The sequence below is a fragment of the Streptococcus sp. FSL E2-3488 genome, from assembly GCF_038003585.1.
Lineage (GTDB): Bacteria > Bacillota > Bacilli > Lactobacillales > Streptococcaceae > Streptococcus > Streptococcus thermophilus.
Genome location: NZ_JBBOPL010000001.1, coordinates 29,623 through 52,633, shown reverse-complemented (window position 1 = coordinate 52,633; position 23,011 = coordinate 29,623). Strand labels below are relative to the sequence as shown.

Genomic DNA, 23,011 nt, shown 5'->3' with positions numbered 1-23,011 from the left:
TATCTATTTGTTGAAGATCATCATAGTTTTTTATATTGAATGATGTAGTCGAACAATTTTTTGTCGTGTTTCGTCTGGATAGTGTTTCATGTTATGTCTCCTATTCTAATGAATATTTTAACTTATTAGGTAGGAGTGTTACAAATTTACTATACCAGAACAGAGACTAGAATTAAAATTTTTCGAATTTTAGAGGCTCCTCGATTATGTTTAACATATGGATTCTTCACCATTATCACATTAGTGCCAATATATGAGCAATCATAATAAAACTGCAGTTAATGGAGAACAAGTATGACGCCCCTACCATATACTCTAGATTTCCTGTGGCAATAGAATAACCTACAGTACAAACGGGTGGCATAAGAGCTGTTGCAATAGCAACACCAGGAACAATGTTATTAGCTTCTTTCTTTCGTGCTCCAATTATTCCTGCTAAACCACCGACAAATGCTATTACAACGTCCCAAATTGTTGGTGAGGTTCTAGTAATAATTTCCGTACTTGCATAAGAAATTGGTGAAAGTAAAAAATAAAGTGTAGAGGCTAAAAGGCTTACTGCAACTTGAATAAAAAGAATTTTAAAAGACTTTTTGAGAAGTTTTGTATCTAAAATTTCTAACGCAAAGCCGACTCCAAGGATAGGTGTCATTAATGGAGAAATTAACATTGCCCCTATGATTGCTGGAATAGAATTCATCTTCAAACCAATAGATGCAATCAACATCGCACATAATAAAGTGGTTAAGTCACTTTTTGATAAATCTAAATCCTCATAGATTCTATCCCTAAATTCAATTAGAGAATAAAGTTTACCATCCTTCAAAACTTTTTCCATAACAATACTCCCTCTTTGTTAGTATGGTCAACTTTTGAAGAAGTTAATCGATATCGTTTGATCTCTTTTCTAATGAAAGGATTTCTTGAAGAAATAACTTTTTAGCTTCGTCCTCTGATGACGTTTCTAAATCGTCAATCAATCCTGTTACATCGGACAGTGTTAGAAAGAGAACCCAAAGAGTGCTTCTTCAAACTCTTTGGTCATCTTTCGTTGACCTTTTTCAATGTTTCGGTAGTTGTAGTAACTATAACCAATCATAGTTGCCATTTTGCGTTGAGTAAATCCTAACTCAAGCCAGATACGCTTTAGTTCAACATTTGTCAGCAAGTTTCCTCCTCCTTTCAGCAAACAAAAAACAGCCAACTGACAGTGACTGTTACTATTATTGCTTTGTAACTTTAATTGATTTTTCTACTTAACCAAACGGAAAATATTTTTCCTAGTCTAAGAGCGAAGAAAAGATTGACCACCACAATCAATAGCCCTAATATACTGTAAACTACCAACTCTATTGGGGTAGCTTGTAGAAGAATAGTGCACTTTCTAATAAGCCAAACGCTAATAGGAAAACAGATAATGGAAGTGATAAGTGATGGAATATAAGTTTTTAAACTAAGAGATTGTAAGATGTGAAAAAGCAAGTGTACCGTATAGGCAATAACCCCACCTAACCAAAGAAGTGAAAAGAACCGTAAAGAAGTTGTTACTGCTAACAAAGACACAACGGATACCACTATAAATTCTTCCAAAACAGCAAAAGCAAAACCCTCAATAGATAGGTTTTGGTGGAGCTTTAAAAAGAGTGGTGCTTTTTCCTTTAATAACTCTTGGTGAGCAGTTGTCCAAGGAATGAGACCAATTATCTCTTCTAAGTCATGAAAGATGAAAAGCAGTGGGAAAAGCCAGATATAATTTGTCATAAAAAATCTCCATAGCTAAGACAGTAAAAACTGTAAAATACGCTCCTTTGCGTGTTTGAAATAGGCATAGAGAAAGTCATTTTGCCGTGAATTTTCTCTATGCTTTTATTATATTATTTTATAGCTACGTTCTCAATGTTTTAGTAGCTATATACACAGTTTTTAGTAGCTATAAAAATCTGGAAAGCCTTATTTTGACTGACTTTTTCTCCACGCAAAAGAAACAAAAGAATAAAATATATAAGATAAATGTAATATAGGCTTCGCCTATTTTTTTCAAAAATTTAAAACCAAAGGTCAAAATCATCCAAAAAAAGAAATTATTTTTGCAACTTCTTTACGAGAGCTAGTTCCATATTCTTCTTTCAATCCATAATCAATTCTCTCCTCAAAATTGGTATAAGGATATTGACCAAGTAGCACATTGATACGTTGATCAAATTCATAATCAATCCACCACTCCTCAAGCAATTCTTTGAAAGATTGCAAATCTGGTTCAGAATTCAATAGGGTTAGTGCATCCATAAAACCTGTTTTATATCCATTAATTTCTGAGCATAAACCAACGACCTCATCCTTATTAATTTTGGCCAATTCCTAACGCATTTCAAGCAAATCCATGTCTCTAAATAGTCGTTCAAAGCCCTCAGCTGTTTACTAAATTTGTCTAATTTAGTGTAATCCTGACAATTCAATGTTTCTCTAAAATCCATAATTATCTCCTTTTTTGAATTTTAAACTCCTACTGAAAATAACACAGTATCCTGTGTATCATTTAGACTTCTTTAATTGGCTAAAAATCTTATGGTCATACCACCATAATCAAAGGTTTTATTGATGAATTATTCAATTGTCAGAATGGTCTGATAATAATAACCATAATGAAGAGTATTTACAAAACTGTTCAAAAAATAACAAGAATCATATCAGAAATATACTTGCAAATATATGCAATCGATTGCAAAACGATTAACAGATTTCATCCTATTTTTTTATAAGCGAGATCATTTTCTTTGACTTATCATTTTTATTAACCTATACTATTCGCAAAGGTATATACTATATATTAATCTTATAATTGTTAAGATTAATATAAAAAATATTTTAGCTAAAATATAACTCTTTAGATTGTTTGATTTTCCAAACAATCTAACTTGCCACAATTTAGAAAGGGGAAGACATTATGATTTGGGCTATTATCGTAGGAGGGCTTATCGGTCTTATTGCAGGTGGAATCACTAAAAAGGGAGATTCCATGGGAATAATCGCTAATATCATTGCAGGTTTAGTCGGTTCATCTGTTGGACAATCACTTTTCGGTGCATGGGGACCTAGTCTAGCTGGAATGGCATTAATTCCATCAATCTTAGGAGCGGTTATTGTTGTTTCAGTAGTATCATTTTTCCTAGGGAAAAATGATTGAACTTGAACCTTTCTTGACAGGAATAGATTAAAATTCAAATTCTATTGATGAAAGGATTCAATATGTCAAAAAACAAAAAAATATTTTACCTTATTTTATGTATTTTAATCTTGACAATTTTGATTCCTATTTTGCTAGATTATCTTAAATTCAGTGGCTTAGGACTTCATTTAGTTGATTGGAATCAAAATTCCTTTTTAGAATTTTATCTTTCAAGATATATTTTCTGGGGTGCTCTAGTACTTTCAGCTGTAGTGTGGTTTCTAATGCTTGTTACACTCTTTTATCCTAAACAATATTTAGAGATTCAGTTACCTGATGTCGATGGGAACCTAAAATTAAAAAATTCAGCTATTGAAGGATTTGTACGTTGTGTGGTTGCTAATCACAATTTTATAAAGGATCCTACTATTAAGGTAAACTGTCGTAAGAATAAATGTTTAGTTCACGTAGAAGGACAAATGCTTCCATCAGACAACATTATTAAACGAACTCAAATAATTAAAGATGAGATAGCTGATGGATTGAAACAGTTTTTTGGAATGAATCATCGTGTAAAACTGTATATTTCTGTAAAAGAATACAAGCCAAAACCACCACGTAAAAAAACTGTTAGTCGTGTAAAGTAAGGAAGTAAAAAAATGGAATGGTTTAAAAAATACCAATATCTACTTCTTTCCGGATTGGCGGGTGCTATCTTAGCGTGCTTCATCCTATCCTATGGTTTTTTTAAGACTTTATTTGTCTTGATTTGTGCCACTCTAGGAGTTGGAATTGGATATTATATTCAACAAAAACAATTATTTAAATAGTAAAGGTGATTTATATGTCAAATGTAGAAAAAAAAGTAGAAGAAGTAAAAGGCGAATTGACCTATGAAGATAAAGTCATTCAAAAAATTATTGGTCTTTCTTTAGAAAATGTTCCAGGTTTGCTGGCTATTGATGGAGGCTTTTTCTCAAACCTAACTGGAAAACTTATCAATACTGATAACGTTGCAAGCGGAGTCAATGTTGAAGTTGGTAAAAAGCAAGTTGCTGTGGATTTGAAAGTAGTTGTCGAATATCAAAGGAATATTCCTGAATTATACAAGAAAATCAAAGAAATTGTTGTTTCAGAAATTTCTAATATGACTAATTTGGAAGTGGTTGAAGTTAATGTAGATGTTGTTGATATCAAGACTAAAGAGCAACATGAAGCAGACTCAGTAAGCCTGCAAGATCGAGCAACTGGAGTTGTTGAATCAACAAGTAAATTTACTTCCGATAAGTTTGAAAGCGCAAAAGAGGGATTGAGTGATGGCCTCTCAGCTGCAAAGGAAAAAGTTAAAGGAGTTGCCGAAGATACCAAAGAGACTGCTAAAGCAAAACCAAGAGTTCACTAAATTCTTTTATGCCTAAAAAAGTTTAAAAACGTTCATTATCAATAATCTAATTTCCCAATGGAGGGTAACACTATGTCAGTAGAAGAAAAACTTAATCAAGCAAATGGTGCTATTAAAGAAGGTGTCGGAAAAGTAACTGATGATAAAAAAACCGAAAAAGAAGGAGCTGCTGAAAAAGGAGTTTCAAAAGTTAAAGAAGTTGCCGAAGATGCCAAAGATGCTGTTAAAGGAGCAATTGAAGGTGTTAAAAATATGGTTAAAAAGGACGATAAATAATTCTAAAATCGGTTGATTTTTTACTTAAAACATGGGATTACTCTACAAGAAATTTAAGGTTGTTGTACTCCTAACTACTCACTTTTAAAACAACACCAAAAACTATGACAAATCCTTAACATTATAATATTAATCAGGTGAAAAATCAGCTTTCTTTAGATTACTTTGAGATTCTTTCTAACCTCATATGTATATTCCTTCTGGTAGCATTAGCGCTCTAGCTTCTATAGTTTTGTTTAAACTATAGAAGCTAGAGTGTTTTTTATATTATTTTTAAAAAAACAAAAGCACAGATTTTACTGTACCTCAGAATGAAGACAAACATCGTTTTTGATGTTTGTCTTTTTTATATCCACACTTAATTCTCCCATAATCCAATAATATTGAGGTATTGGGATAAAATAACAGGTCTTTCCTACCATCATTTTTACCAAATTTTTGATATTTAGGTACGCTAAAGTAAGCCCAACCTTATCTTCCATTTTGGACTTTCCTTTTTCTCTGGTATAACGCAAATTATGGTATCCTTTAGCTGTTCCGAATAACCGCTCTATCGTTTCTTTAACTTTTCTTAGAAAATGGTCTTCATGCAGAAGCTCTTCAAGCGTATAAAAACCTACTTGACGACGATTATATTCAGGATTATCTTTGTAAAACATAGGACCTCATCAAATACCTTTTCTTTTATTATACTCCTTCGAAGCAAGAAAAGTCCGCAGAAGTATAACTTCTGAGGACTTTGTCTTCATTCTGAAAGTACGGAAGAGTCCGTACTTTTTATTTTCCTTCTAAGGGTAACAAGTGGTAGCTATACTCAAATATCCTTATGTTTTTCATTTCTTTTATTTGCTTTACTCTAAAAACAAAATAATGATTTCTTCCATCTTTAGCATTTTCTTGATTTAATCTGAGGTAGTTAGTGTGACATAATGCCATCGTTCGAAGAATATCATCAGTCAAAAATGTTAGTGGAACGCTCATATTAGAGTACCTTTAGAAATCCTCATCAAAATGTGAGTAGCTTTCAGAAAAGTAATCTATTTGTACATCACCTGCGTATAGATTTCTTCTATCCATTTCTTCCTTCTTTCAATGGTATAAAATTTCCAACAATGACACCTACTACTAGTGGATCTTCATCATAGGAGATAAAGATATCCTCATATTTTGAATTAATCGAAACTAAACGTAAACCTTATTCTTCGATACTGTCAATAATTATGTGTAAACACTCAAGTAGAGTTGAAGAATGTTAATCAAATAAGCTTTCAAGTGTGTCAGCACATTGGCCAAACCCTTTATGGATGCGTTGATTTTGCTTGAAATTATAATCTTCAAACAGGGTAACTAAATAACGTTCCAGAGCCTCCTCGTTAGGAAAAAGAACCTTCTTTTTCGTTTGACGTTTGATTTCTTTGTTAAGAGACTCAATGAGGTTTGTCGAATAAATGCTATGCCAAATCTGGTAGGGAAACTGATAAAAAGTTAAAAGATTATCCGTATTCTCCAGACTTTCCATGACTTTCCTATACTTTGGTTTCCATTCGGCGATAAAGTTCTCTAAAATTTGCACTGCCATTTCTAAATTTTCAGCACGATAAATCGTTTTAAATTGCTCCAGAATAACCGCTCTATCTGCTCGTTTCACTTTACTAGCTAGATTTCGACTAATATGAATTAAGCAACGTTGTTGTTTAGCTAATGGGTAAGCCTGATTGATAATCTGTTCAAGCCCCTTGAAGCCATCGGTCACTACAAGAGAAACCTGTTGGATTCCTTGGTTTTGAAGCTTGTCTAACAGGGTGGACCAAGAAGCATTGTTTTCATTTGGGGCGATTTCATATCCAAGAACAGCCTTCTGTCCTTCTGGTGTAATGCCAAGTGCGATATGAATACATTCTTTACTAACGGTTCCACGTCTTAAGGGGAGATAGGTTCCGTCAAGAAATAAAACAGAGTAATTGGCTTCTAAGCTTCGCTCATGAAAAGTAGCGACATTCTCCTGAGTTGCTTTTGAGATATTAGAAATTGTGGCAGGACTATAGTGATGACCATACATTCGCTCGATGATATCACTAATTTCTCGAGTCGTTACACCGGTTTGATAGAGTTTGATAACCATCTCTTCCAAGTGGTCATCTCGACGTCCATAAGCGGGAAGCAAAGCTGGACTAAAGTTCCCATTACGATCTCTAGGAATACTCAACTGAACAGTCCCATATTTGGTTTCGAATTTCCGTGCATAGCTTCCGTTACGACTATTCCCAGAATTATAGCCTAATTTATCGTAAGGTTCATACCCTAAAAAGGCTGATAACTCTGCTTGAAGCAGATCATTCATTGCTGTTTCAAGAGAAGTACGGAAAAATTCATCAATATCTTGCTTTTGGGCTAGGAAGTTAAGTAGTTCTGTGGTAAACTGAGTCATAGGAATAAATCTCTTTCTAGTAATGTTTTGCAACTCTACTATAACGGATTTATTCCTTTTTGTGTTTACACAACTTATTTTACACTACCCTCTTTTTAAAAAGTCATATTTACGTTTATCTTCTAATTCAATAACAAAACTCTTTTCATCAAATCTCATACCTGTCATACAGATATTTTACCTAATTTTGGATAAACTATCACAAAAAAACTCCTCATGGAAATGAAGAGTTTTTAAATATAACTATATTTATATTTGTGTTTATAATTATAGTTATATATAATTATAAATATTTTTATAAACACAGTTATATATAATTATAACGAAAAACCTTTTGTTTTGTTTGGCTTTTTATGGCTATCATCAGCACTTTTACTTTTTTTATTGATAACATCTCTGTCTTTGCTATCGTTTATTTTCCCTGCAAATCCTTTGTTTTTAAGGTAATTTGCATAAAATTTTTGTTCAATCGCAAAATAATCAATCAAAGGTTGATGGTTCTCATAAACTTGAAATTGTTCTAGTGCATTGTAATAATCTGCTTTTCTTGTATCATCTACAATGAATGGAGTTATTCCTTCTTTTAGACATTCCTTGTAGAGGATCAAACGTCCAACACGACCATTACCATCAGCGAACGGATGAATTTGTTCAAAACGTGCATGAAATGATGCCAAGTAAGGTAAGTCTTTTTCTTTTTTGAAATTATACCCTAAAAGAAGTGAATACATTGCTTCTTCAACTTGGTCAACGGCTGCTGTAGCAATCTGCCCTACTTCGTTTTCAAACACCTTATAACGTCCAACTGGGGCATATTCATTATATTCTGAGCTTGTTCCAGCTTTTAAAATGCTATGTAGTTTTTTAACGTAGTCTTCTGTTAGCTGCTCATCAACTGTATTAATAATATAATCAAAACATTTAAAATGATTAGTAGTTTCAACAAGATCATCAATTTTGATACCTGTTCCACCAATATTTGCGATTGTTTTTGTTTCATAAATGAAACTCGTTTGCTCTTCAGTTAAACGACTGCCTTCGATTTTATTTGAATTATAAGCAAAACGCTTCTGAGTAATATCATAAATGCCACCATGAACTCTGCCATCTCGTTCAACTTTAAGTCTTGTAATTAAATCCATGATTATTCTCCTTTAATGGGCAGTATATTCATATTTATAACATTCAATATAAATATATGTGTAAATATATCTATAACTATATATATCGTTTTATATACAATTATAAATATAACGATATTTATAACTCGAAGTTTTTAAAATAATCATTTAGAAATGATGATGCAGATCGATAACCATGATTATGAGCAATTTGTGTAATTTTTTCTCGTACAGATGGTTGTAACGAAAACATAAATTGTTTAGTTCTTTCAAACTCAAAATTTGAATTAGTGTTATGTTTAGTTGTGTTGTCAGTTGATTTTAAAAGATTGCTAATTTTGTCTTGGTTATTATCAAATGCCATATTTCTCTCCTTTATACTCAATATAATTATATTTATAAATATAATTATAAATACCAATGTAAATATATTTATATTGATATTTTATCAGTAATTGTTCTGAATGTACAGTCCATGTTATCAAAGAATTTTTTATGTTTTTGATATAGTACTTTATCTTCTTTCATCTCTGAAAGAGACACTTTGTCTAGTGTTGAGCGATTGAACAATTCCTTGTAAGGGATAGTTGATAAAACATTATCATTGTCTTGAAGTTGTTTTACAAGTTCTCTTGAAGAATTAGTGTTGTGCTTTATCATATTTCCTAAAAAATATAAATCGGCTGTAACATAACTTTTACGAGTTTTAAAATCAAATGTTTCAGCTTTAAACTCTTCTAGACGTTCTTGAATATTAAATGTTGCTGAATAGCCAAATTTTGACGGAACAACAGGACTTAAAACAGCGTGACTTACTACGACAGCATTACGTGTTGCCGTTGAAAAATCAGGATGACAATCAATTAAAATAAAGTCATATTTACCAAGATTTTTAGGCTCATAATTGTCTTCTAACCACATGTAAAGCAACATATCTTTGTAATTTTTAGTTTCAAGTTCTTTCTCAAGACTATCTAAGCGGATATACCCTGGGATTAAATCAATATTATCTTTAAGATGATGAATAGCAACGTCACCTTTTTGTTTAAAGATATTAGCAACAGTCCCCTCACTTTCAAAAACATCATACGTTTGAGTTAGATTACATTGATGATCTAAATCAATTAAAAGTACTTGATAGTTTTGCTCAGCTAACCATTCAGCATAATTATATGCTAAAGTTGTTTTTCCCACACCGCCTTTGATAGCAGCAAATGTAATAATTTTCATGTGATTTCTCCTTTAAAATTCGTACCTTTTTATAAATATGATTATATATATTGTTATAAATATATTTATATTGATGTTTTATCAAGAACTATTTTTTTCTCTATTTGATTGATAATATAATCGCTTAGCTCCGTCTCAAAAATAATTTTCTCACCGTAGAAAACTGATTTTTCTTCGCTAAAAAGATTAATTTCATGCAATCCCTTATCTTTTTGATAATCCTCTTCATGAGTATAATTTTTAATGGTATACGGTAAATTTTGTAAAAGTTCTACAGTAGTAAAAAAATCTCTCAATTCATCTTTAACACCATCAATTTGACTAATTAGTTCTAATTCAGTTTCGATTAATTCTTCCTTTTCAGAATCAGAAATTGCCTGTATCTCTTCATATCTAGCATCTTCATAATTATCTTCTAAAATCGATAATTCTTCTTCAAGCTCATTGATAATCAATCCTATTAAGAGCTGTAATAACTGTTTCTTTTGGATTAACATAGCAACCATGTAGGTCAATTATTGCTTCCATATCATAAACTCCTAAAATTCCGTTAACGTTCTAATTCTAGATAATATGTTGAAAATTCTTGAATAGATTGATTACTTTTAGCTTCTAAAAGCATATCAAATAATTTTTGCTCATCTCCATCATCGACCACACGACTCAACATGACAGCATCAAGTTTATAATCAATATTTTTTTCTTTATCAATGACGTAAGCAGTATGAAGACCACCTTTAGCATAATCTCCCCATGTTAAACGAAAAATAAGTTCTTTAAAACTCTCAAATTTATTTGAAGATAATTCATAGCTATCAACCAATTTGAATGTTGCCTTAGTGCAGTAAATTTCAATTTTCATTTTTTATTCTCCTTCAAATTCTTCTTCAATCCATTCAATGATATTTTCTGCTAAATCATTGATAATTATTTTCCATGCTTCTTGAAGTGTTTTAATATTTTGATTATCAAAATCATCTTCAATTTGATCTAATTCGCTTGTACCTTTTAGACATTGTCTTAATAAGTCTTGTAAGTTACTAAACTTTTTAACGTTATGATCTTGCGAGGAAATGACAAGTGTTATTTCACAATCGTTAGTTCTTTGATTAAAATCAGCTAAATCCAAATGAATTAATTGATATCGTCTTGAAATAGATTTTAGCAAGCTTTGTAAATCCTCTAAACTCATTGAACCTACTACCTCAAACTTTATTTGTGTTCTTGTCATTTATTACACCTCGTTTCATTTTCTAAATATATTATAGCACTTTTATATATAATTGTAAGTATATTTATATATATAATTATAAATATATTTGTCAACATCATTGCATATATTATTGCTATACTATCTATGAATACCATATTTTTTTCGATAACGTCTAAACGTTAGCCCAATTGATATTTTAGATTATCTTGTCTTTAGCTAGTTGCAATAAGAAAATCATCTAACTCCTCTATAGAAAACTCTATTATTTTATATGAAGCTATAAATTCAAAGACTGATTGCATATGTGCTTCAGTCTTATTTTTGGCTTCCTCATAGGATAAAAAGGGTTTAGCTTGTTTTATTTCATCTGTCCACCCAATACTTCCATCTTCCCTAGGAATAAGCCAAACAGTTTGAAAAATACTGACTTCCGCCAAAACCAAATAATATTTTTGTTCCATTTTGTCCTCCTAAATACAATCCATCTTTTCTGGAGCCAGCTCCAGCGTTAGCCACAAGGCTTCACTTTCTGAAATATGTGTCAGCTTTCCCCCTTCATCATTGAAACGCAACAAGGTAAAAATATCATCAGAAAGTTTGCCTAAGATAACCATTCCTTCGGTTGTTTTCGCACGCCACAATTCATCATCAAATTGAAAAGCATGCTGTAATCTGCTATCATTAGCTGAAAATAATGGCTTTCGTCCTTTATATTTTCCCTGAACTTTTGCAATAGCAATCCCTTGTGCTTGACGTTCTTTAATACGCTCTCTTTCAGCTTGTGCTTGATACTTGTATAGTTCTAATATCAGATTATTCAATAGACGTCTTAAATTAGCATCTTCAATACCTCGAAGAGTGGGAAGATTGAGAACTTCTAAAGTTGCTCCTTTTGATTTTATCTCATCCATAACTTCAGTTAATTCCTTATTATTTCTTCCTAGTCGCTCTAATTCGGTTACAACGACTATATCAGCATCACGAATATAATCAAGCATTGCAATCAATTGTGGGCGCTCTCTACTTGCTCCACTAATTGACTCTTGAAAAATTTTTTCAACGTTATCTAATTGTTTTAACTGTCTATCTAAATTTTGATCAGCAGAACTGACCCTAGCATAACCGATTTTTGCCATTTTCCCCCCCTATTTTGCCTAACTCTATTGTCCTATTCAAAAATCCTTTAAAATCAAGGTAAAACAAAAAGGACAATAAGGTATACTTAAATGTCCTTTTTGTTTTACAAATGCAATGCACTCACAAAACCAATTCTTACAAAATAATATGAAAATCCATCCTTGTACGGATATGGAGCTGGCGCTAATGTTTCTCCAAGAACTTGAAAATCTAGAAGCACACCAAGCTCTTTTTTATTTCTTCGAAACATATCATTATAAGATAGCTTTAATTCTATCCGAATAAGATTTTGACTAGTATTTTCATCTTTTAAAAACAAATAATTAGGAAAATTGATGATGACATCTGCTTTTTCATCAACCAAAATATCTCCCATAGACAATGGCAGATTTGAAGCAATATAAAGTTTGCTATCATCATCCCAGCTTACTTCTTCGATTTTTACACTATCCAGTGAGACATCAACTGCTTCTCCTCTTCCCTTATTTTTAAAAAGTACATGAAAAGAAGTCATACATTTCATTTGTTCTTCAAAAATTCTTTCTTTTTGCCCTCTTAAAGGATCATCATTAAAATACCATACTGGAAAACGAACACTTAATTCTCGATTTACAATAAAATCGGAATATTCATTCTCTACTGAAGCAAGTTTTATGATTGGTTTATATTTAATTGCGTCATCCGCTTCTGATTGTTTAGTCTGATAATTCAGAGTCATAACAACACCAACCAAGGTAATAATACCACCTAACAATGAACCATAATAAGAAAGTAAGTCACCTGCTCCCCACTCAGCAATAAATAATGGAGCTAAATACACTTTAAAGGAAAGATTGATAAAGATAGGAACAATAACAACTAAGATAACACTTACAAGTATAATAATTTTTTTGTTTTTCATATTTATATATTATAACCTTTTTCCTGAAGTAAGCATCATAATTTCTTACTATTTTTATGTGCCATTTCCTCACGCTCTTCTTTCATCTCTTTTGCAAAGTCATAATCTTTTACAATTTTATCTCTGTGCTTTTTGAGTATGTCACGTTCAATCTGAAGCTCTTTAATTTCTTTTTGTAATTCTTCTAGTTTTGTATTCTTATCAATTTTACCTTTTTCAAGAAGTTCAAGACTTACTTCTGAAGGAACTATATTATTTTGATAATCTGATAAAGCACCCATAAGTTTATTAAGATAAGTCATCTTTTCATCCAAGAACTCTAAAGTCTTATCGGTTTCATCCAATTGTTCCAAAAATTGATTTTGTAATTCTTCAAATTGTTTTGAATTGGTAACTTTGTTAATTGCCAAAAAGTTAAATTCATCAACTAATCTATCTAAATTTGTAATATTTTTGTTTTTAGTCAAAATCATTTCACCATTTTGAGCAGATAGTTGCTTGATTAAAGTTGTTCCGTTAATAAAACGATTTTGTTCAGAATGGTCAGCATTCAAAAAGTAAAAGAAATCATTCTTTTTAACAAAAGCTGTAAATGTTCCATCTTCATTTTGGTCAAGCATTCTTGCAGAAATAGAGACTGTACCTTTTCTATCTAATCCAAAAGTAATTGGAACATAAATAGATTGACTGGTAAGTTGCTGCACTTGCCAAGGTTCAATTGTGATTTGTAACTCAAAATCATCTTGTTTACTTTCCTGTTCTTCATCATATTTTTCCTTTATGACGTTTAAATTATAAACAACTTCATTTGTCGCAATTTGTTCTTTGATTTTTTCAAGTGAGAACTTACCTTTTTTAGATAATGTACAATCACGAACAAAACGCTCTTGTGGTTGATCCAGTAACATATATTTAACGTACTTACCACTCGTATCAATTTGCAAGTTTAAAGCTTTTGCTTTTTGTAAAAAGTCATTCATATCTAACGAGTGCTTTAACAAAAAGTTCAACCGTTCTTTAATCTCAAAGCGATAATTATTTTTTCGTCTCCATGCAGCATATTCAGTGTGAGAGTTTCTAAGCCTTGGTTCTAAAACTTTTGCGCCATATAGCTCAGCATACTTATTTGAAATTTGAAATAAGTTGCGAGCTGTATTTTTTTGCCAACGAAACTTTTTCAAAGTCACTTCGTTAGTTGTATTAAAAATGATATGGTTATGTAAGTGTCCTTTATCCATGTGCGTTGCAACAACAAATTGATAATCACCACCAGTTAACTCTAAAGCGGTTTTTCGTCCAATCTCGTTAACTTCTTCTGGAGTTAAGCCATCTTCTGGTGAAAACGATTGGATGATATGGTGCGCTAAAACACGTTTATCATTTTTTAAATCAGACAATTCATCATTATTGTACAAAACATCAACAGATTGTTTTAGTAAAACAAAATCTTCATAAATCGTCTGTGGATCAGATACATCTGTTAAATCATGACCAGATACTAATCGTTTCATCACTTGACCATTGACAATTTCAAAAGAATAATTTTCATCACCCTCTAAATGTTCTGTATCTAATTTTAAGGTTGCATTATCACGTGTAATATAATCAATTGCACGTTTTAAATTACGGCTTGTTTTAATCTGAAGAACCTTCGTCACTACCATTTAATTTAGCATGTCCTTTCGTTTTAAATTCATCAAAAAGCAATTTCTTCATGTCATCAATTTCAGCTTGTAAAGCTTTAAAAAGTTCATTATCAATCTCATCAAAAGTGTTAACATAACGAACTAGCTGATTGACGTTTTGACCAATACGATTAACTTCGATTCGTAACTTTTGCAATTCTGAATAATCATAAGTTGCTATTTTTCCATTTTGTAACATCTCTAAAGCATATGCTTGGAATGTTTCTTTTTTTGAAAGCTTAACTCTCTTTCTAATTATGTTAGCTTCATCAGGTTTGGCTCTAATAATAAATTGTGTTGAGCGAACTCGTTTTTTTGTTTCCATTACAATGTTCCTTTCTAAAAAAACTGATAAAATGGAGCTTTTTGCCCCGCCTCTGAGAGAGGGCTACCTTTACTCTGGCAAGATTAGCAAGTGGATAGCCACTTACGAAAATAAAAAGCAAAAAAGCCTATTTGTAGGGCACCCCCACAAACAGACTTTTAACTTTTTACACTTTGGGGAAATCCCCAATCCCCTATTTGGCACTTCGTGCATTTTTCAAATTTGACAATTTTTGATAAGTGCATTTTGATAAAATGCAACAACAGAAAAACTGACAATTTGAAAATTGTCAGCATTCCCTCTTATGTCATTTTTCGTTTTTTTGGCTTGGTTCCCAAGAAAAAACTTCTGTTTTTATCTTTTGATAATTGTCTTCCGATAATTCTTCCAGTGTAGCAATACTAACAGAAAGATCATCAAGATACTCATTATTATCTTTGACTGACATTTCTTCAAAATCTGTTTTTAACATATCCAATAACTCGTCTTTTGATTTTTGGATAATATCAATGTTAACAATTTTGTTTCCTTTGAGCCACTCGCTCATGTCAAAATAATAACTCATCAATAATGTTTCAGTTGTCATCATCATTTCTTCTGTTACCATAACTTGTCTCTCCTTCTACTTTTAAAGTTAGTCCTTTTTTATGCGACCTACGCTGCGTTATTGCTTGGTAGGTCGATTGACTTTTTTTGATTGTTCTTCATTGGCAGGCGTTACCTGTTTGCTTTCCTCTTTAGCTTTTTGCAAACTTTGATAAAATGGGTTTGCTGCTTTGGATAATTCTCGTTTTTGACTCTCGGTTAGTTTTTCATTTTTTGAAACTGTTAAGTTTTGATATTTTGCTAAATGCTTATCAATACGTTTCATAAGAGAACTTGCTTCTTCTTGAACAATTTCAAGTTGAGCCTTTAGATTTTCTAAACCATCTTGCTCTTTTGACCAGGAAGCAAGATAAGCAAATGAGTCATTACTTGTATCAAAACCTAAATGATTAGATACAACATAAGCAATTGACTCAGCTTGTAATTCTTTTGAAGAACGTGTCAATTTACCTTCAAAACGTTCCGTTAAACTCTTCTTATTGTGTAATTCAGAATGTGCCATTTCATGAATTAGGGTTGAAAGAGTTTGTTCGTAAGTCATCCCTTTTTTAATTGTGATTTCATTTGTTTTAGGACTGTAAGAACCATCTGATTTTTCAAGTTCTCTAAAACGAATAGGAATACCATTTTCTTTTTGAGAAATATCTCTTAGTGAGCGATAAACATTTTGATAATACTCTTTAGTAATTTGGCTAGGAATGACTTCACCCATTTTGGGCAAATTCAATTTTTTGCCTTCTACAGGTGAGACTTGGCTAATATCAAAAACAGGTACAGGTTTAAAGTAAGTAAAGGTTTCTTTTTCACCGGTTTCTGAATTAATGATAGGTTTACCATCAGCATCTTTTTTAATAACAGTGACTGGAGCTTGAACATAAAGTGCTTTTTCACCTTTATTAACATGACCGTTCCGCTTCTTCCACTCGTTGAATGAAGCAACCATACTTGCTTCAGGTAATTGAGCTTTGATTAATTGAATGTTTCTTACAGAATAGTTATTAAAGTGTGACATTCCTTCAAGAAAGTTCTTATAGTTGTCACTATCAAAATAATCTTTAATTCCTTCTTGTAAATGCTGATTAAGCGCTGCTGTATTTTTAGGTTTAATCATTTCTGACAACGTTAAATCACGTTTTGCCATTTTTTCTTTTCGACTATCAGGTGTATCTGACGGATTTGTTGCATCTGTACCACTGGCTTTTTCAACGCTATCTAAAATACCGTCACCATCAGAATCTGGACTATAAGGATTAGTACCTAAAGCAATTTCTTCATCATCTGTTAGACCATCACCATCAGAATCTTTTACTTTCTGATTTTCTTCTTGAATTTTCTTGAGCCATACTTCTTTATAAAAATCGGAATTTTCATCAAGCAGGTTATCTGCTCTTGCAGCCTTAACAATAACATCAAAATTATTGTCATATCTTTCAGCGTATTCAAAGTATTTGTCCCAGGCAGGATATAGGTTTTCTGAAATATTTTTTCTGTTGTCTTTTCCGACTCTTGCACCAACATTGTAGACAGCATCTAAGACTTTTGAAAAATCTTTAGCTGTCACTTCTGCTTTAGAAAGATTTTCAAATTGGTTATTTTTTACAATTGATAACATTTTTTCACCACCATCTTTGATAATTTCTTCATTGACTGAAAGAACTTTAAACTCTCCATCTTTCTCACCAACAATACCTAAAACGTCTTTATTATTTGCAATTGACAACTCTGACTCAAGCTTATTAGTAACTTTCATAAGAGATGCAGGAAGATACTCACCATCAACATTTCTAAAAGCAATCAAAACATCCTTATCCTCTGTTCGGATAGCTTTTGCTAAATCAAGTCGCTTCATGCGTTCAACTTCTGATAAATCATCAAAAATAAAACTATTTGAGTCAACAACTGCTTTGAAGTCAGGTAATACTTGGATTTTACTGAAGGTTGCACCTCGATTGGCAACCATAATGTTTTGATAGTCACCTTTACCAGATGCTAAATCATCCAAAGTTTTAGTTGCACTTTGATCATCATCAATGGCAAAAATACCAACCAAGTGCGGATACTGCTCTGCCTTAAAGGTAACTTTTAAAGCTTCTAAATTATCATTATTTTTATAAAAATAAGTGACATTACTATTAGCCAATTCGTTTTTATACCAGGTTGCATTTTCTTGGATTTGTGCTGCATAGCGATTTAATTTATTTAATTCCTTCTTATTGACTGGGTGATAGCCAAGCTTATAAATTGACCTCTCAGGGTCAGAGATGGTAAAATGAAGTAAAGGTTGAGACTGAGTTTGAGTCGGTGACGACTCATTCAAAGAGTACTCTTCATGAGTACTAGGTAGAGGTGCTGCCTCCTGACTTTGCTCAGGTAAATCCTCGATTGGGTTCTCAGCCTTTTTTTGGTGCTCAAAATTAGCTTTTTCTGTCTCTTGAAGTATTTCAGGAGCTTTTTCTTTTGCTGAAGATAAGCCATATTGAGCTACAATTGCATTAAATTGTTCATCATAGTGATCAATGACCTTGTCCCAAGTTTCATCAACGGCAGTTTTTAAATTCTTAAGAAACTGTACCTTTTGATCAAACGTCCAATCTTGATCAGCTAAATACTCTTCAACACTATCGCTATCAAGGGAATTTCCGTCTAGTGAAAGATAACCTGTAGCACCATCAGTTGATGATTCTGCCACATAAAGATGAATATCATTTTGATTATACTCAATATCTTTTAGATGATAATGAAAATTGATAAATGCTTCATCAGGTGCATTTAGTTTTTCTAACTCTTCATCATGCCAAAGATAATATGTTTCAGCATCCGTTATATCTGAAATCATCCAATCAAGTGCACGTTGACGTAATTCTTCCCCTTCTTTTTGACTTTTTCCAAAATCATAGATACCACCACCTTTAAGAACGAACTCCCCTCTTTTTGGTTCAACTGCTTGCGTAGTAGCTAAAAACGCATTAATATCTTTTTGACTATATAAATGATTAGTGACTTGATTATCTTTAACCCAATTTTCAAGATTAACGAGCTCATCTTCAATATCAAAGTCATTGCCCCAATCTTCACCATAAGCCAAATAACCAAGTGATTGACCATTCCTCATGACTTCAAGCGTCCAAGGTGCTGCAACGTCTGTTAGATTTTCTACTTCTTCATTACTATGAACAGCTAAAGAAAGACTATAGCCCTGGTTCAAATAGACCTCGTTCATATAGATAACATCAACTGCTTGAGTGCCAACTAAATCACTTTCTTGAGACAATTGTTCCTGAATATCATCAATATTCCAAGTCTCATCAGCAGTACTTTTTTTAGGCTTAGCTTCCTGTTTGAGATAATCATTCCAGTCCATTTTTGTTTGACTTTCTTTGCGTGGTGGTAAATCTGACACTACTGGAATACCATCCTCTTGTAAACCTTTAACAAAATTTTGTCCTGCTTCATCATTATCAACTGCTAAAGTAATCATATCTGGATGCTCTTGCAAAATATTTGTAGTCTTATTTAAAGCATCTAAAGCACCTCTAATTTGCTCATTAGACATGGTTTGAGAGTATTTACCATCAGTCAACATATCAGCGACATAACGACTAATAACGCTCTTTTTCATCCCATCCATAGCTACTAATTTGACATCCTGAAGATCATCTTTATGTAATTCATAATAAGACATTAGATCAATTGGAGCTTCAGCAAAGACTAAACGTTTTGGATTTCCAATATCTAAGCTAAAGCCTGCAGTCCCATCTGAGTTCTTCATCATTTGTTTAAGACGTCCACGTTCGGGGTGCTGAACACGATTTTCAACAATTCCTTGAAGACTTGCACCAATCATTTTGCCATCGTTATTACGGCTTTTAAAAACAATAACAGGTTCAAAATAATCACCTTTTTTATGAGTAGCTGTCGCTAAATTTCCTGATGCTAAAAATGTATCAATCGTTTCATCAGACAAACCACGTTCTTCTTTCAAATATTGTCTTCCAATATTAAAATCAGAATGTTCATAGCGTTCTAGATAATACTCAAATGGCTCTTTAACAGGTGGTTGTACCGTTACATTCTCAAATTGACCAGTTTCAAGAAAAGCTGCAGCTTCCTTAAAGCTTGGTTTTTGACCTGTTAATTCTTCTCTTACCACTTGAACCAAGTCAATAGTATTTGATCCAATACTTCTTGACCACCAACGAAATGTATTAGTATTAGGATAAATATGGAAGCTATCATGTTCTTCCCAATAATAAGTTCCGCTTGAACCTGGTTTTAGCTTCATTCCTAAGGATTCAGCAACTGCTACAATATCCATACTAACTAGTTTTTGTTTTCGTACTTCAAAGCGTTGAGAAAGTAATTCCTGCATGTTTGCCATAAATAAAACCTCACTATCTTAAAGATTCACGAATAAATTTTTTAGTTTCTTTAATCATCAACTTCACTTCATTTTCGGTATATGTTCCATCAGTGAATTTAGGACTAATTTCTTTACGTGTTTCAGTACCGTAAAAAGTATCGTAATAACTAATATTTATTTCACCACTGGTAAATACTCGAACATAAATCTGTTCATTAGACAAGTAAAGCTTGATTTTACTTCCTAAGCCAGAATAGCGTGCAACTGAAAATTTTGTAGATGATTTTCGTAAACGATCGCCTTTTTGACTGATTCTCAACAAATAGCGCTCTAATTCTTGAATAAATAAGCGTTTTGTATCAGCTCTAGATAATTTTTCTTCTTCCATATTTTTTACCTCAATATAAATGCTACTATTTACATAAAATAGTAGCATTTATAATTGTTTTCCTTTTTCAATTTGTTTAGTGATAGCCCATTTGATTTTGTTGACGAAGGCTTCTTTTTGAATTTTTCCTTGTCCGATTTGAGCTAATACTTCTTCCCATTTTCCTGTTGTTTCAGGATTAGTATATGCAATCTCTAATTGATCTAAATAATGAATAAGCAGTTTTCCTCGTTCTGTCGGGAAAAACTGTCCTGTTTTCTTATTCTTAGTGACATAACCTTTGTCCTGAATTAAATCAATCATCCCATCACGAGTTGCAGATGTACCTAAATTGTACTTAGGTAACAATTTCTTCAATAAAATTTGTTCCGTAATACGTGTTGGTGGCTTTGTCATTTCCTCTAAAAGTTTGCATTCAATGGTAATAGTTTGCCCTTCCTGGTAATTGGGTAACTCTTTATCTTCTTTTTTTACGGCTAAATAGTTATGCCACCCCTTATCCTTTGTTACAGCTCCAGTTGCTTTAAATTCAAGTCCTTGATTATCAAGAATAACACTGGTTGATTGGTAACGATAATCAGGTGTAAACATCAGCAAAGTCCTAAAAACTACTTTTTGATAAATAAGTTTTTCATCATTGCTTAACTCACTCAAATTAGGAATGTTTTCGGTTGGAATAATGGCATAGTGTTCTAACACTTTCTTATCATTCACATAATTTTTTCTTGGCGAGCGATTAGGTGTTTCTAATTGCTTATTAATTGCCTTTTGATAATCTTCAATATGTTCAACAAGATAAGCAAATTCATTGGTTGTAATCAAGGTTGAATCAGTACGTGGGTAAGAAAGATAGCCTTTTTGATAAAGGCTTTGAACCAATTCTTTGGTTTTAGTTGCATCAAAGTGATATAACTTACTCATTTCTGATTGAAAATTAGTTAAATTATAAAGCTTAGGTGCTTCTTGCACTTTTTCTTCACTCGTAACCGTTTTGACAACTGCTATATTAGCTAACTGTTGTAGCATCTGTTCTGCTTCAGCTTTTGATTGATATTTAATATCGTTGCTAAATATAACTTTGGCTTCAGGATCAATCAGTTTTAGCTGCCAATAAGGACTCGGTTTAAAGCTTTCAATAGCTTCATCATTTCTAACGATTAGACTAACGATAGGTGTTTGAACACGTCCGACCGACATAGAATGTTCTTTTTTATCCAGGTAACCTTCTTCTTTCATCTTAATAGTTACAAAAGGACTTAAATTGAAGCCAACCAGCCAGTCGGCATCACCTCTTGCATCTGCTTCATGAAAATAGTTGATGGAGTCTTTTGGATTTTTAAGGCTTGAGAACGCTTGTTCTAATCCCTTTTTTGTTAAAGAATTTGCCCATAAACGATACTTAATTTTTCTTAATGCACCTGGAATTAATTCTAAAATTCGGTAAGCAATCGCTTCTCCTTCACGGTCGGGGTCTGTTCCAATAATAATGGCATCAACTTCTTTAACAGATTGTTTGATAGCCTTAAATCGTTTAACAGTATCTTTTTTAGGCTCATAAGCAAATCCATCTGGTAAAGCTGGAAGATTAGCCATATCCCAATTTTCAAAGTTAGTATATGGATTAATACGTTCAACTAAATGACCAACGGCAGGAGCAACAATCACCTCAGCATTCAATACAGATGATTGAACACGCCAAACACCTTTATCGTTTTTAGGGTTTCCTAAAGCGTTCGCATACTTTTTAGCCTGGTCAGGCTTTTCTGCTAAAAGTAGATATTCCAATAAAATCACTCTCCTTTCTATTATTTCTATCATAGTTATAAAATATTTTTTATTAAGAAAATAAATGATAAAATAGACTAAAAATTATTTAGAGGTAATCAATGCTTTCTGATCTTATTTTATTTATTAATATGTACACGAAGTCCTATCTTTCTTTTAAAAGCAATAAAATACTGATTGATTACCAACAACGTTGGATAAAATTATTTTCTAAAGTAATTTCAAATCCTTTACCAGAAGAATTAAATATACGTTTTAATGAATGCTTCACACTTCCTATCAATATTTCGGAAAATACTACCATAAATATTCAATTTAACATAGGTAATCTATTAGAAGAAATAGATAAGGTTAATATTCCAACTATATCAATATCTACCCAACAGTTTATTGAAAACAATTCTCAGAATAGACTATCTCTAATGACTAATTCTCAACTAATTGGATATGCTATTGATAAATCTTTAAAAACTGTTAGCTCAAATCCAGTAATAGTTTGTAACTCTGATTTCTTTTTCAACTTTGTTCTAGATGGCAATCATAGAATTGACTATGCTAAAAAGAAAAGAATTGATACTATCAGCTCTCAAGTTATCTCTTCAAAATTCTTAGCAACCACCCCTCATCTTTTCGAAGATAGGATAAGTTACCTTCTTTTTTGTTTTTTAGAAGATGTTGCACTTCTTGCATTTGCTCTTCACCAAAAGCAGAAGACAGGGCTTTTTGGTATTCTAAGAACTGAATCGTCTCTTTTAAAGAAACAATCAATTCTTCCAGTTGTTCAGGAGTATATTGAAGATACATGTCATCAAAGTTAGCTTGTCTTACATAACCACTACCAATGAGGTTTTGAAAATCATTATATTCCTCTGTCTTATAGTCACCATGAGCTTTATTTTTAAATAATTTCATTATAATCTCCTTATATATTTTAAATAAGTCACACGATTTTACAAAAACAAAAGCTACACCGTTTAACGATGTAGCT

The 23,011-nt window shown here is 32.2% G+C and carries 23 protein-coding genes and 6 pseudogenes; 5 read left to right on the top strand and 24 right to left on the bottom strand.

Annotation, left to right across the window (positions count from 1 at the left end; translation table 11 throughout):
* Nucleotides 1-152: 152 nt before the first annotated feature.
* The 4 genes and pseudogenes from MHH90_RS00350 to MHH90_RS00335 all read right to left on the bottom strand — a co-directional run.
* Nucleotides 153-838: pseudogene (locus MHH90_RS00350) on the bottom strand (DUF389 domain-containing protein); the annotation flags it as partial.
* Nucleotides 839-1,009: 171 nt separating this feature from the next.
* Nucleotides 1,010-1,168 (bottom strand): annotated as a pseudogene (locus tag MHH90_RS00345) (replication initiation factor domain-containing protein); the annotation flags it as partial.
* 71 nt (nt 1,169-1,239) lie between these two features.
* The gene (locus MHH90_RS00340; RefSeq protein WP_084826197.1) at nt 1,240-1,761 is read right to left on the bottom strand and encodes an HXXEE domain-containing protein; all 522 of its coding nucleotides are present in this window, start codon (nt 1,759-1,761) and stop codon (nt 1,240-1,242) included.
* 318 nt (nt 1,762-2,079) lie between these two features.
* A pseudogene (locus MHH90_RS00335) lies at nt 2,080-2,355 on the bottom strand (hypothetical protein); the annotation flags it as partial.
* Between the two features lie 589 nt (nt 2,356-2,944).
* Here MHH90_RS00335 and MHH90_RS00330 point away from each other — a divergent pair.
* The 5 genes from MHH90_RS00330 to MHH90_RS00310 all read left to right on the top strand — a co-directional run bounded on the left by MHH90_RS00330 (nt 2,945) and on the right by MHH90_RS00310 (nt 4,844).
* Complete coding sequence (locus MHH90_RS00330) at nt 2,945-3,184, top strand: GlsB/YeaQ/YmgE family stress response membrane protein (RefSeq protein WP_002952222.1); 240 nt, start codon at nt 2,945-2,947, stop codon at nt 3,182-3,184.
* 62 nt (nt 3,185-3,246) lie between these two features.
* The gene (amaP, locus tag MHH90_RS00325; protein WP_011681745.1) at nt 3,247-3,813 is read left to right on the top strand and encodes an alkaline shock response membrane anchor protein AmaP; all 567 of its coding nucleotides are present in this window, start codon (nt 3,247-3,249) and stop codon (nt 3,811-3,813) included.
* Between the two features lie 12 nt (nt 3,814-3,825).
* Nucleotides 3,826-3,996, top strand: coding sequence for a DUF2273 domain-containing protein (locus MHH90_RS00320; RefSeq protein WP_002952225.1), 171 nt, complete (start codon nt 3,826-3,828; stop codon nt 3,994-3,996).
* A 14-nt stretch (nt 3,997-4,010) separates the two neighbouring features.
* Nucleotides 4,011-4,568, top strand: coding sequence for an Asp23/Gls24 family envelope stress response protein (locus MHH90_RS00315; RefSeq protein WP_014727756.1), 558 nt, complete (start codon nt 4,011-4,013; stop codon nt 4,566-4,568).
* Between the two features lie 72 nt (nt 4,569-4,640).
* The gene (locus tag MHH90_RS00310) at nt 4,641-4,844 is read left to right on the top strand and encodes a CsbD family protein (protein ID WP_002948045.1); all 204 of its coding nucleotides are present in this window, start codon (nt 4,641-4,643) and stop codon (nt 4,842-4,844) included.
* A gap of 296 nt (nt 4,845-5,140) precedes the next feature.
* On the opposite strand, the pseudogene MHH90_RS00305 reads toward MHH90_RS00310, so the two are convergent.
* The 20 genes and pseudogenes from MHH90_RS00305 to MHH90_RS00210 all read right to left on the bottom strand — a co-directional run.
* A pseudogene (locus MHH90_RS00305) lies at nt 5,141-5,407 on the bottom strand (IS5/IS1182 family transposase); the annotation flags it as partial.
* 214 nt (nt 5,408-5,621) lie between these two features.
* A pseudogene (locus MHH90_RS00300) lies at nt 5,622-5,921 on the bottom strand (DUF5960 family protein).
* Nucleotides 5,914-6,039 (bottom strand): annotated as a pseudogene (locus tag MHH90_RS00295) (DNA-binding protein); the annotation flags it as partial. The pseudogenes MHH90_RS00300 and MHH90_RS00295, both read right to left, overlap by 8 nt.
* A 57-nt stretch (nt 6,040-6,096) precedes the next feature.
* On the bottom strand, nt 6,097-7,272 hold the full coding sequence (locus MHH90_RS00290; RefSeq protein WP_340725732.1) for an IS256-like element IS1191 family transposase: 1,176 nt from the start codon (nt 7,270-7,272) through the stop codon (nt 6,097-6,099).
* A 317-nt stretch (nt 7,273-7,589) separates the two neighbouring features.
* Nucleotides 7,590-8,414 carry a Fic family protein gene (locus MHH90_RS00285; RefSeq protein ID WP_340725731.1) on the bottom strand — a complete coding sequence of 275 codons (825 nt, stop codon included), beginning with the start codon at nt 8,412-8,414 and terminating at the stop codon, nt 7,590-7,592.
* A gap of 118 nt (nt 8,415-8,532) precedes the next feature.
* Nucleotides 8,533-8,757 carry a hypothetical protein gene (locus MHH90_RS00280; protein ID WP_017649316.1) on the bottom strand — a complete coding sequence of 75 codons (225 nt, stop codon included), beginning with the start codon at nt 8,755-8,757 and terminating at the stop codon, nt 8,533-8,535.
* A gap of 68 nt (nt 8,758-8,825) precedes the next feature.
* Nucleotides 8,826-9,623, bottom strand: a complete 798-nt coding sequence (locus tag MHH90_RS00275) for a ParA family protein (protein ID WP_340725730.1) — start codon at nt 9,621-9,623, stop codon at nt 8,826-8,828.
* Between the two features lie 65 nt (nt 9,624-9,688).
* Nucleotides 9,689-10,138, bottom strand: a complete 450-nt coding sequence (locus MHH90_RS00270) for a hypothetical protein (protein WP_340725729.1) — start codon at nt 10,136-10,138, stop codon at nt 9,689-9,691.
* Between the two features lie 35 nt (nt 10,139-10,173).
* A complete protein-coding gene (locus tag MHH90_RS00265) occupies nt 10,174-10,485 on the bottom strand; it encodes a hypothetical protein (RefSeq protein WP_205399807.1) in 312 nt (103 codons plus the stop codon).
* A gap of 3 nt (nt 10,486-10,488) precedes the next feature.
* Nucleotides 10,489-10,854, bottom strand: coding sequence for a hypothetical protein (locus MHH90_RS00260; RefSeq protein ID WP_017649322.1), 366 nt, complete (start codon nt 10,852-10,854; stop codon nt 10,489-10,491).
* Nucleotides 10,855-11,048: 194 nt separating this feature from the next.
* Nucleotides 11,049-11,297, bottom strand: a complete 249-nt coding sequence (locus MHH90_RS00255; protein WP_003045903.1) for a hypothetical protein — start codon at nt 11,295-11,297, stop codon at nt 11,049-11,051.
* A 9-nt stretch (nt 11,298-11,306) separates the two neighbouring features.
* A complete protein-coding gene (locus tag MHH90_RS00250; RefSeq protein ID WP_340725728.1) occupies nt 11,307-11,972 on the bottom strand; it encodes a recombinase family protein in 666 nt (221 codons plus the stop codon).
* Nucleotides 11,973-12,076: 104 nt separating this feature from the next.
* Nucleotides 12,077-12,874, bottom strand: coding sequence for a hypothetical protein (locus MHH90_RS00245; RefSeq protein ID WP_000791270.1), 798 nt, complete (start codon nt 12,872-12,874; stop codon nt 12,077-12,079).
* A gap of 35 nt (nt 12,875-12,909) precedes the next feature.
* Nucleotides 12,910-14,538, bottom strand: coding sequence for a helical hairpin domain-containing protein (locus MHH90_RS00240; RefSeq protein WP_340725727.1), 1,629 nt, complete (start codon nt 14,536-14,538; stop codon nt 12,910-12,912).
* On the bottom strand, nt 14,510-14,884 hold the full coding sequence (locus tag MHH90_RS00235) for a plasmid mobilization protein (protein WP_340725726.1): 375 nt from the start codon (nt 14,882-14,884) through the stop codon (nt 14,510-14,512). Before MHH90_RS00235 ends, MHH90_RS00240 begins: the two co-directional genes overlap by 29 nt.
* Before the next feature lie 307 nt (nt 14,885-15,191).
* Nucleotides 15,192-15,491: a hypothetical protein gene (locus MHH90_RS00230; protein ID WP_099390508.1), complete on the bottom strand. Its 300-nt coding sequence runs from the start codon at nt 15,489-15,491 to the stop codon at nt 15,192-15,194.
* A 57-nt stretch (nt 15,492-15,548) separates the two neighbouring features.
* Complete coding sequence (locus MHH90_RS00225; RefSeq protein WP_340725725.1) at nt 15,549-19,868, bottom strand: PBECR4 domain-containing protein; 4,320 nt, start codon at nt 19,866-19,868, stop codon at nt 15,549-15,551.
* A 13-nt stretch (nt 19,869-19,881) separates the two neighbouring features.
* A complete protein-coding gene (locus tag MHH90_RS00220) occupies nt 19,882-20,238 on the bottom strand; it encodes a hypothetical protein (protein WP_228475785.1) in 357 nt (118 codons plus the stop codon).
* Nucleotides 20,239-20,286: 48 nt separating this feature from the next.
* On the bottom strand, nt 20,287-22,023 hold the full coding sequence (locus tag MHH90_RS00215; RefSeq protein ID WP_340725724.1) for a DNA topoisomerase: 1,737 nt from the start codon (nt 22,021-22,023) through the stop codon (nt 20,287-20,289).
* A 591-nt stretch (nt 22,024-22,614) separates the two neighbouring features.
* Complete coding sequence (locus MHH90_RS00210; RefSeq protein ID WP_157795596.1) at nt 22,615-22,935, bottom strand: hypothetical protein; 321 nt, start codon at nt 22,933-22,935, stop codon at nt 22,615-22,617.
* Nucleotides 22,936-23,011: the final 76 nt, after the last annotated feature.

Excerpts from the sequence above, each read along its gene's own strand:
- MHH90_RS00340 (WP_084826197.1), bottom strand. The coding sequence starts at position 1,761 with ATGACAAATTATATCTGGCTTTTCCCACTGCTTTTCATCTTTCATGAC.
- MHH90_RS00330 (WP_002952222.1), top strand. The coding sequence starts at position 2,945 with ATGATTTGGGCTATTATCGTAGGAGGGCTTATCGGTCTTATTGCAGGT.
- amaP (WP_011681745.1), top strand. The coding sequence starts at position 3,247 with ATGTCAAAAAACAAAAAAATATTTTACCTTATTTTATGTATTTTAATC.
- MHH90_RS00320 (WP_002952225.1), top strand. The coding sequence starts at position 3,826 with ATGGAATGGTTTAAAAAATACCAATATCTACTTCTTTCCGGATTGGCG.
- MHH90_RS00315 (WP_014727756.1), top strand. The coding sequence starts at position 4,011 with ATGTCAAATGTAGAAAAAAAAGTAGAAGAAGTAAAAGGCGAATTGACC.
- MHH90_RS00310 (WP_002948045.1), top strand. The coding sequence starts at position 4,641 with ATGTCAGTAGAAGAAAAACTTAATCAAGCAAATGGTGCTATTAAAGAA.
- MHH90_RS00290 (WP_340725732.1), bottom strand. The coding sequence starts at position 7,272 with ATGACTCAGTTTACCACAGAACTACTTAACTTCCTAGCCCAAAAGCAA.
- MHH90_RS00285 (WP_340725731.1), bottom strand. The coding sequence starts at position 8,414 with ATGGATTTAATTACAAGACTTAAAGTTGAACGAGATGGCAGAGTTCAT.
- MHH90_RS00280 (WP_017649316.1), bottom strand. The coding sequence starts at position 8,757 with ATGGCATTTGATAATAACCAAGACAAAATTAGCAATCTTTTAAAATCA.
- MHH90_RS00275 (WP_340725730.1), bottom strand. The coding sequence starts at position 9,623 with ATGAAAATTATTACATTTGCTGCTATCAAAGGCGGTGTGGGAAAAACA.
- MHH90_RS00265 (WP_205399807.1), bottom strand. The coding sequence starts at position 10,485 with ATGAAAATTGAAATTTACTGCACTAAGGCAACATTCAAATTGGTTGAT.
- MHH90_RS00260 (WP_017649322.1), bottom strand. The coding sequence starts at position 10,854 with ATGACAAGAACACAAATAAAGTTTGAGGTAGTAGGTTCAATGAGTTTA.
- MHH90_RS00255 (WP_003045903.1), bottom strand. The coding sequence starts at position 11,297 with ATGGAACAAAAATATTATTTGGTTTTGGCGGAAGTCAGTATTTTTCAA.
- MHH90_RS00250 (WP_340725728.1), bottom strand. The coding sequence starts at position 11,972 with ATGGCAAAAATCGGTTATGCTAGGGTCAGTTCTGCTGATCAAAATTTA.
- MHH90_RS00245 (WP_000791270.1), bottom strand. The coding sequence starts at position 12,874 with ATGAAAAACAAAAAAATTATTATACTTGTAAGTGTTATCTTAGTTGTT.
- MHH90_RS00240 (WP_340725727.1), bottom strand. The coding sequence starts at position 14,538 with ATGGTAGTGACGAAGGTTCTTCAGATTAAAACAAGCCGTAATTTAAAA.
- MHH90_RS00235 (WP_340725726.1), bottom strand. The coding sequence starts at position 14,884 with ATGGAAACAAAAAAACGAGTTCGCTCAACACAATTTATTATTAGAGCC.
- MHH90_RS00230 (WP_099390508.1), bottom strand. The coding sequence starts at position 15,491 with ATGGTAACAGAAGAAATGATGATGACAACTGAAACATTATTGATGAGT.
- MHH90_RS00225 (WP_340725725.1), bottom strand. The coding sequence starts at position 19,868 with ATGGCAAACATGCAGGAATTACTTTCTCAACGCTTTGAAGTACGAAAA.
- MHH90_RS00220 (WP_228475785.1), bottom strand. The coding sequence starts at position 20,238 with ATGGAAGAAGAAAAATTATCTAGAGCTGATACAAAACGCTTATTTATT.
- MHH90_RS00210 (WP_157795596.1), bottom strand. The coding sequence starts at position 22,935 with ATGAAATTATTTAAAAATAAAGCTCATGGTGACTATAAGACAGAGGAA.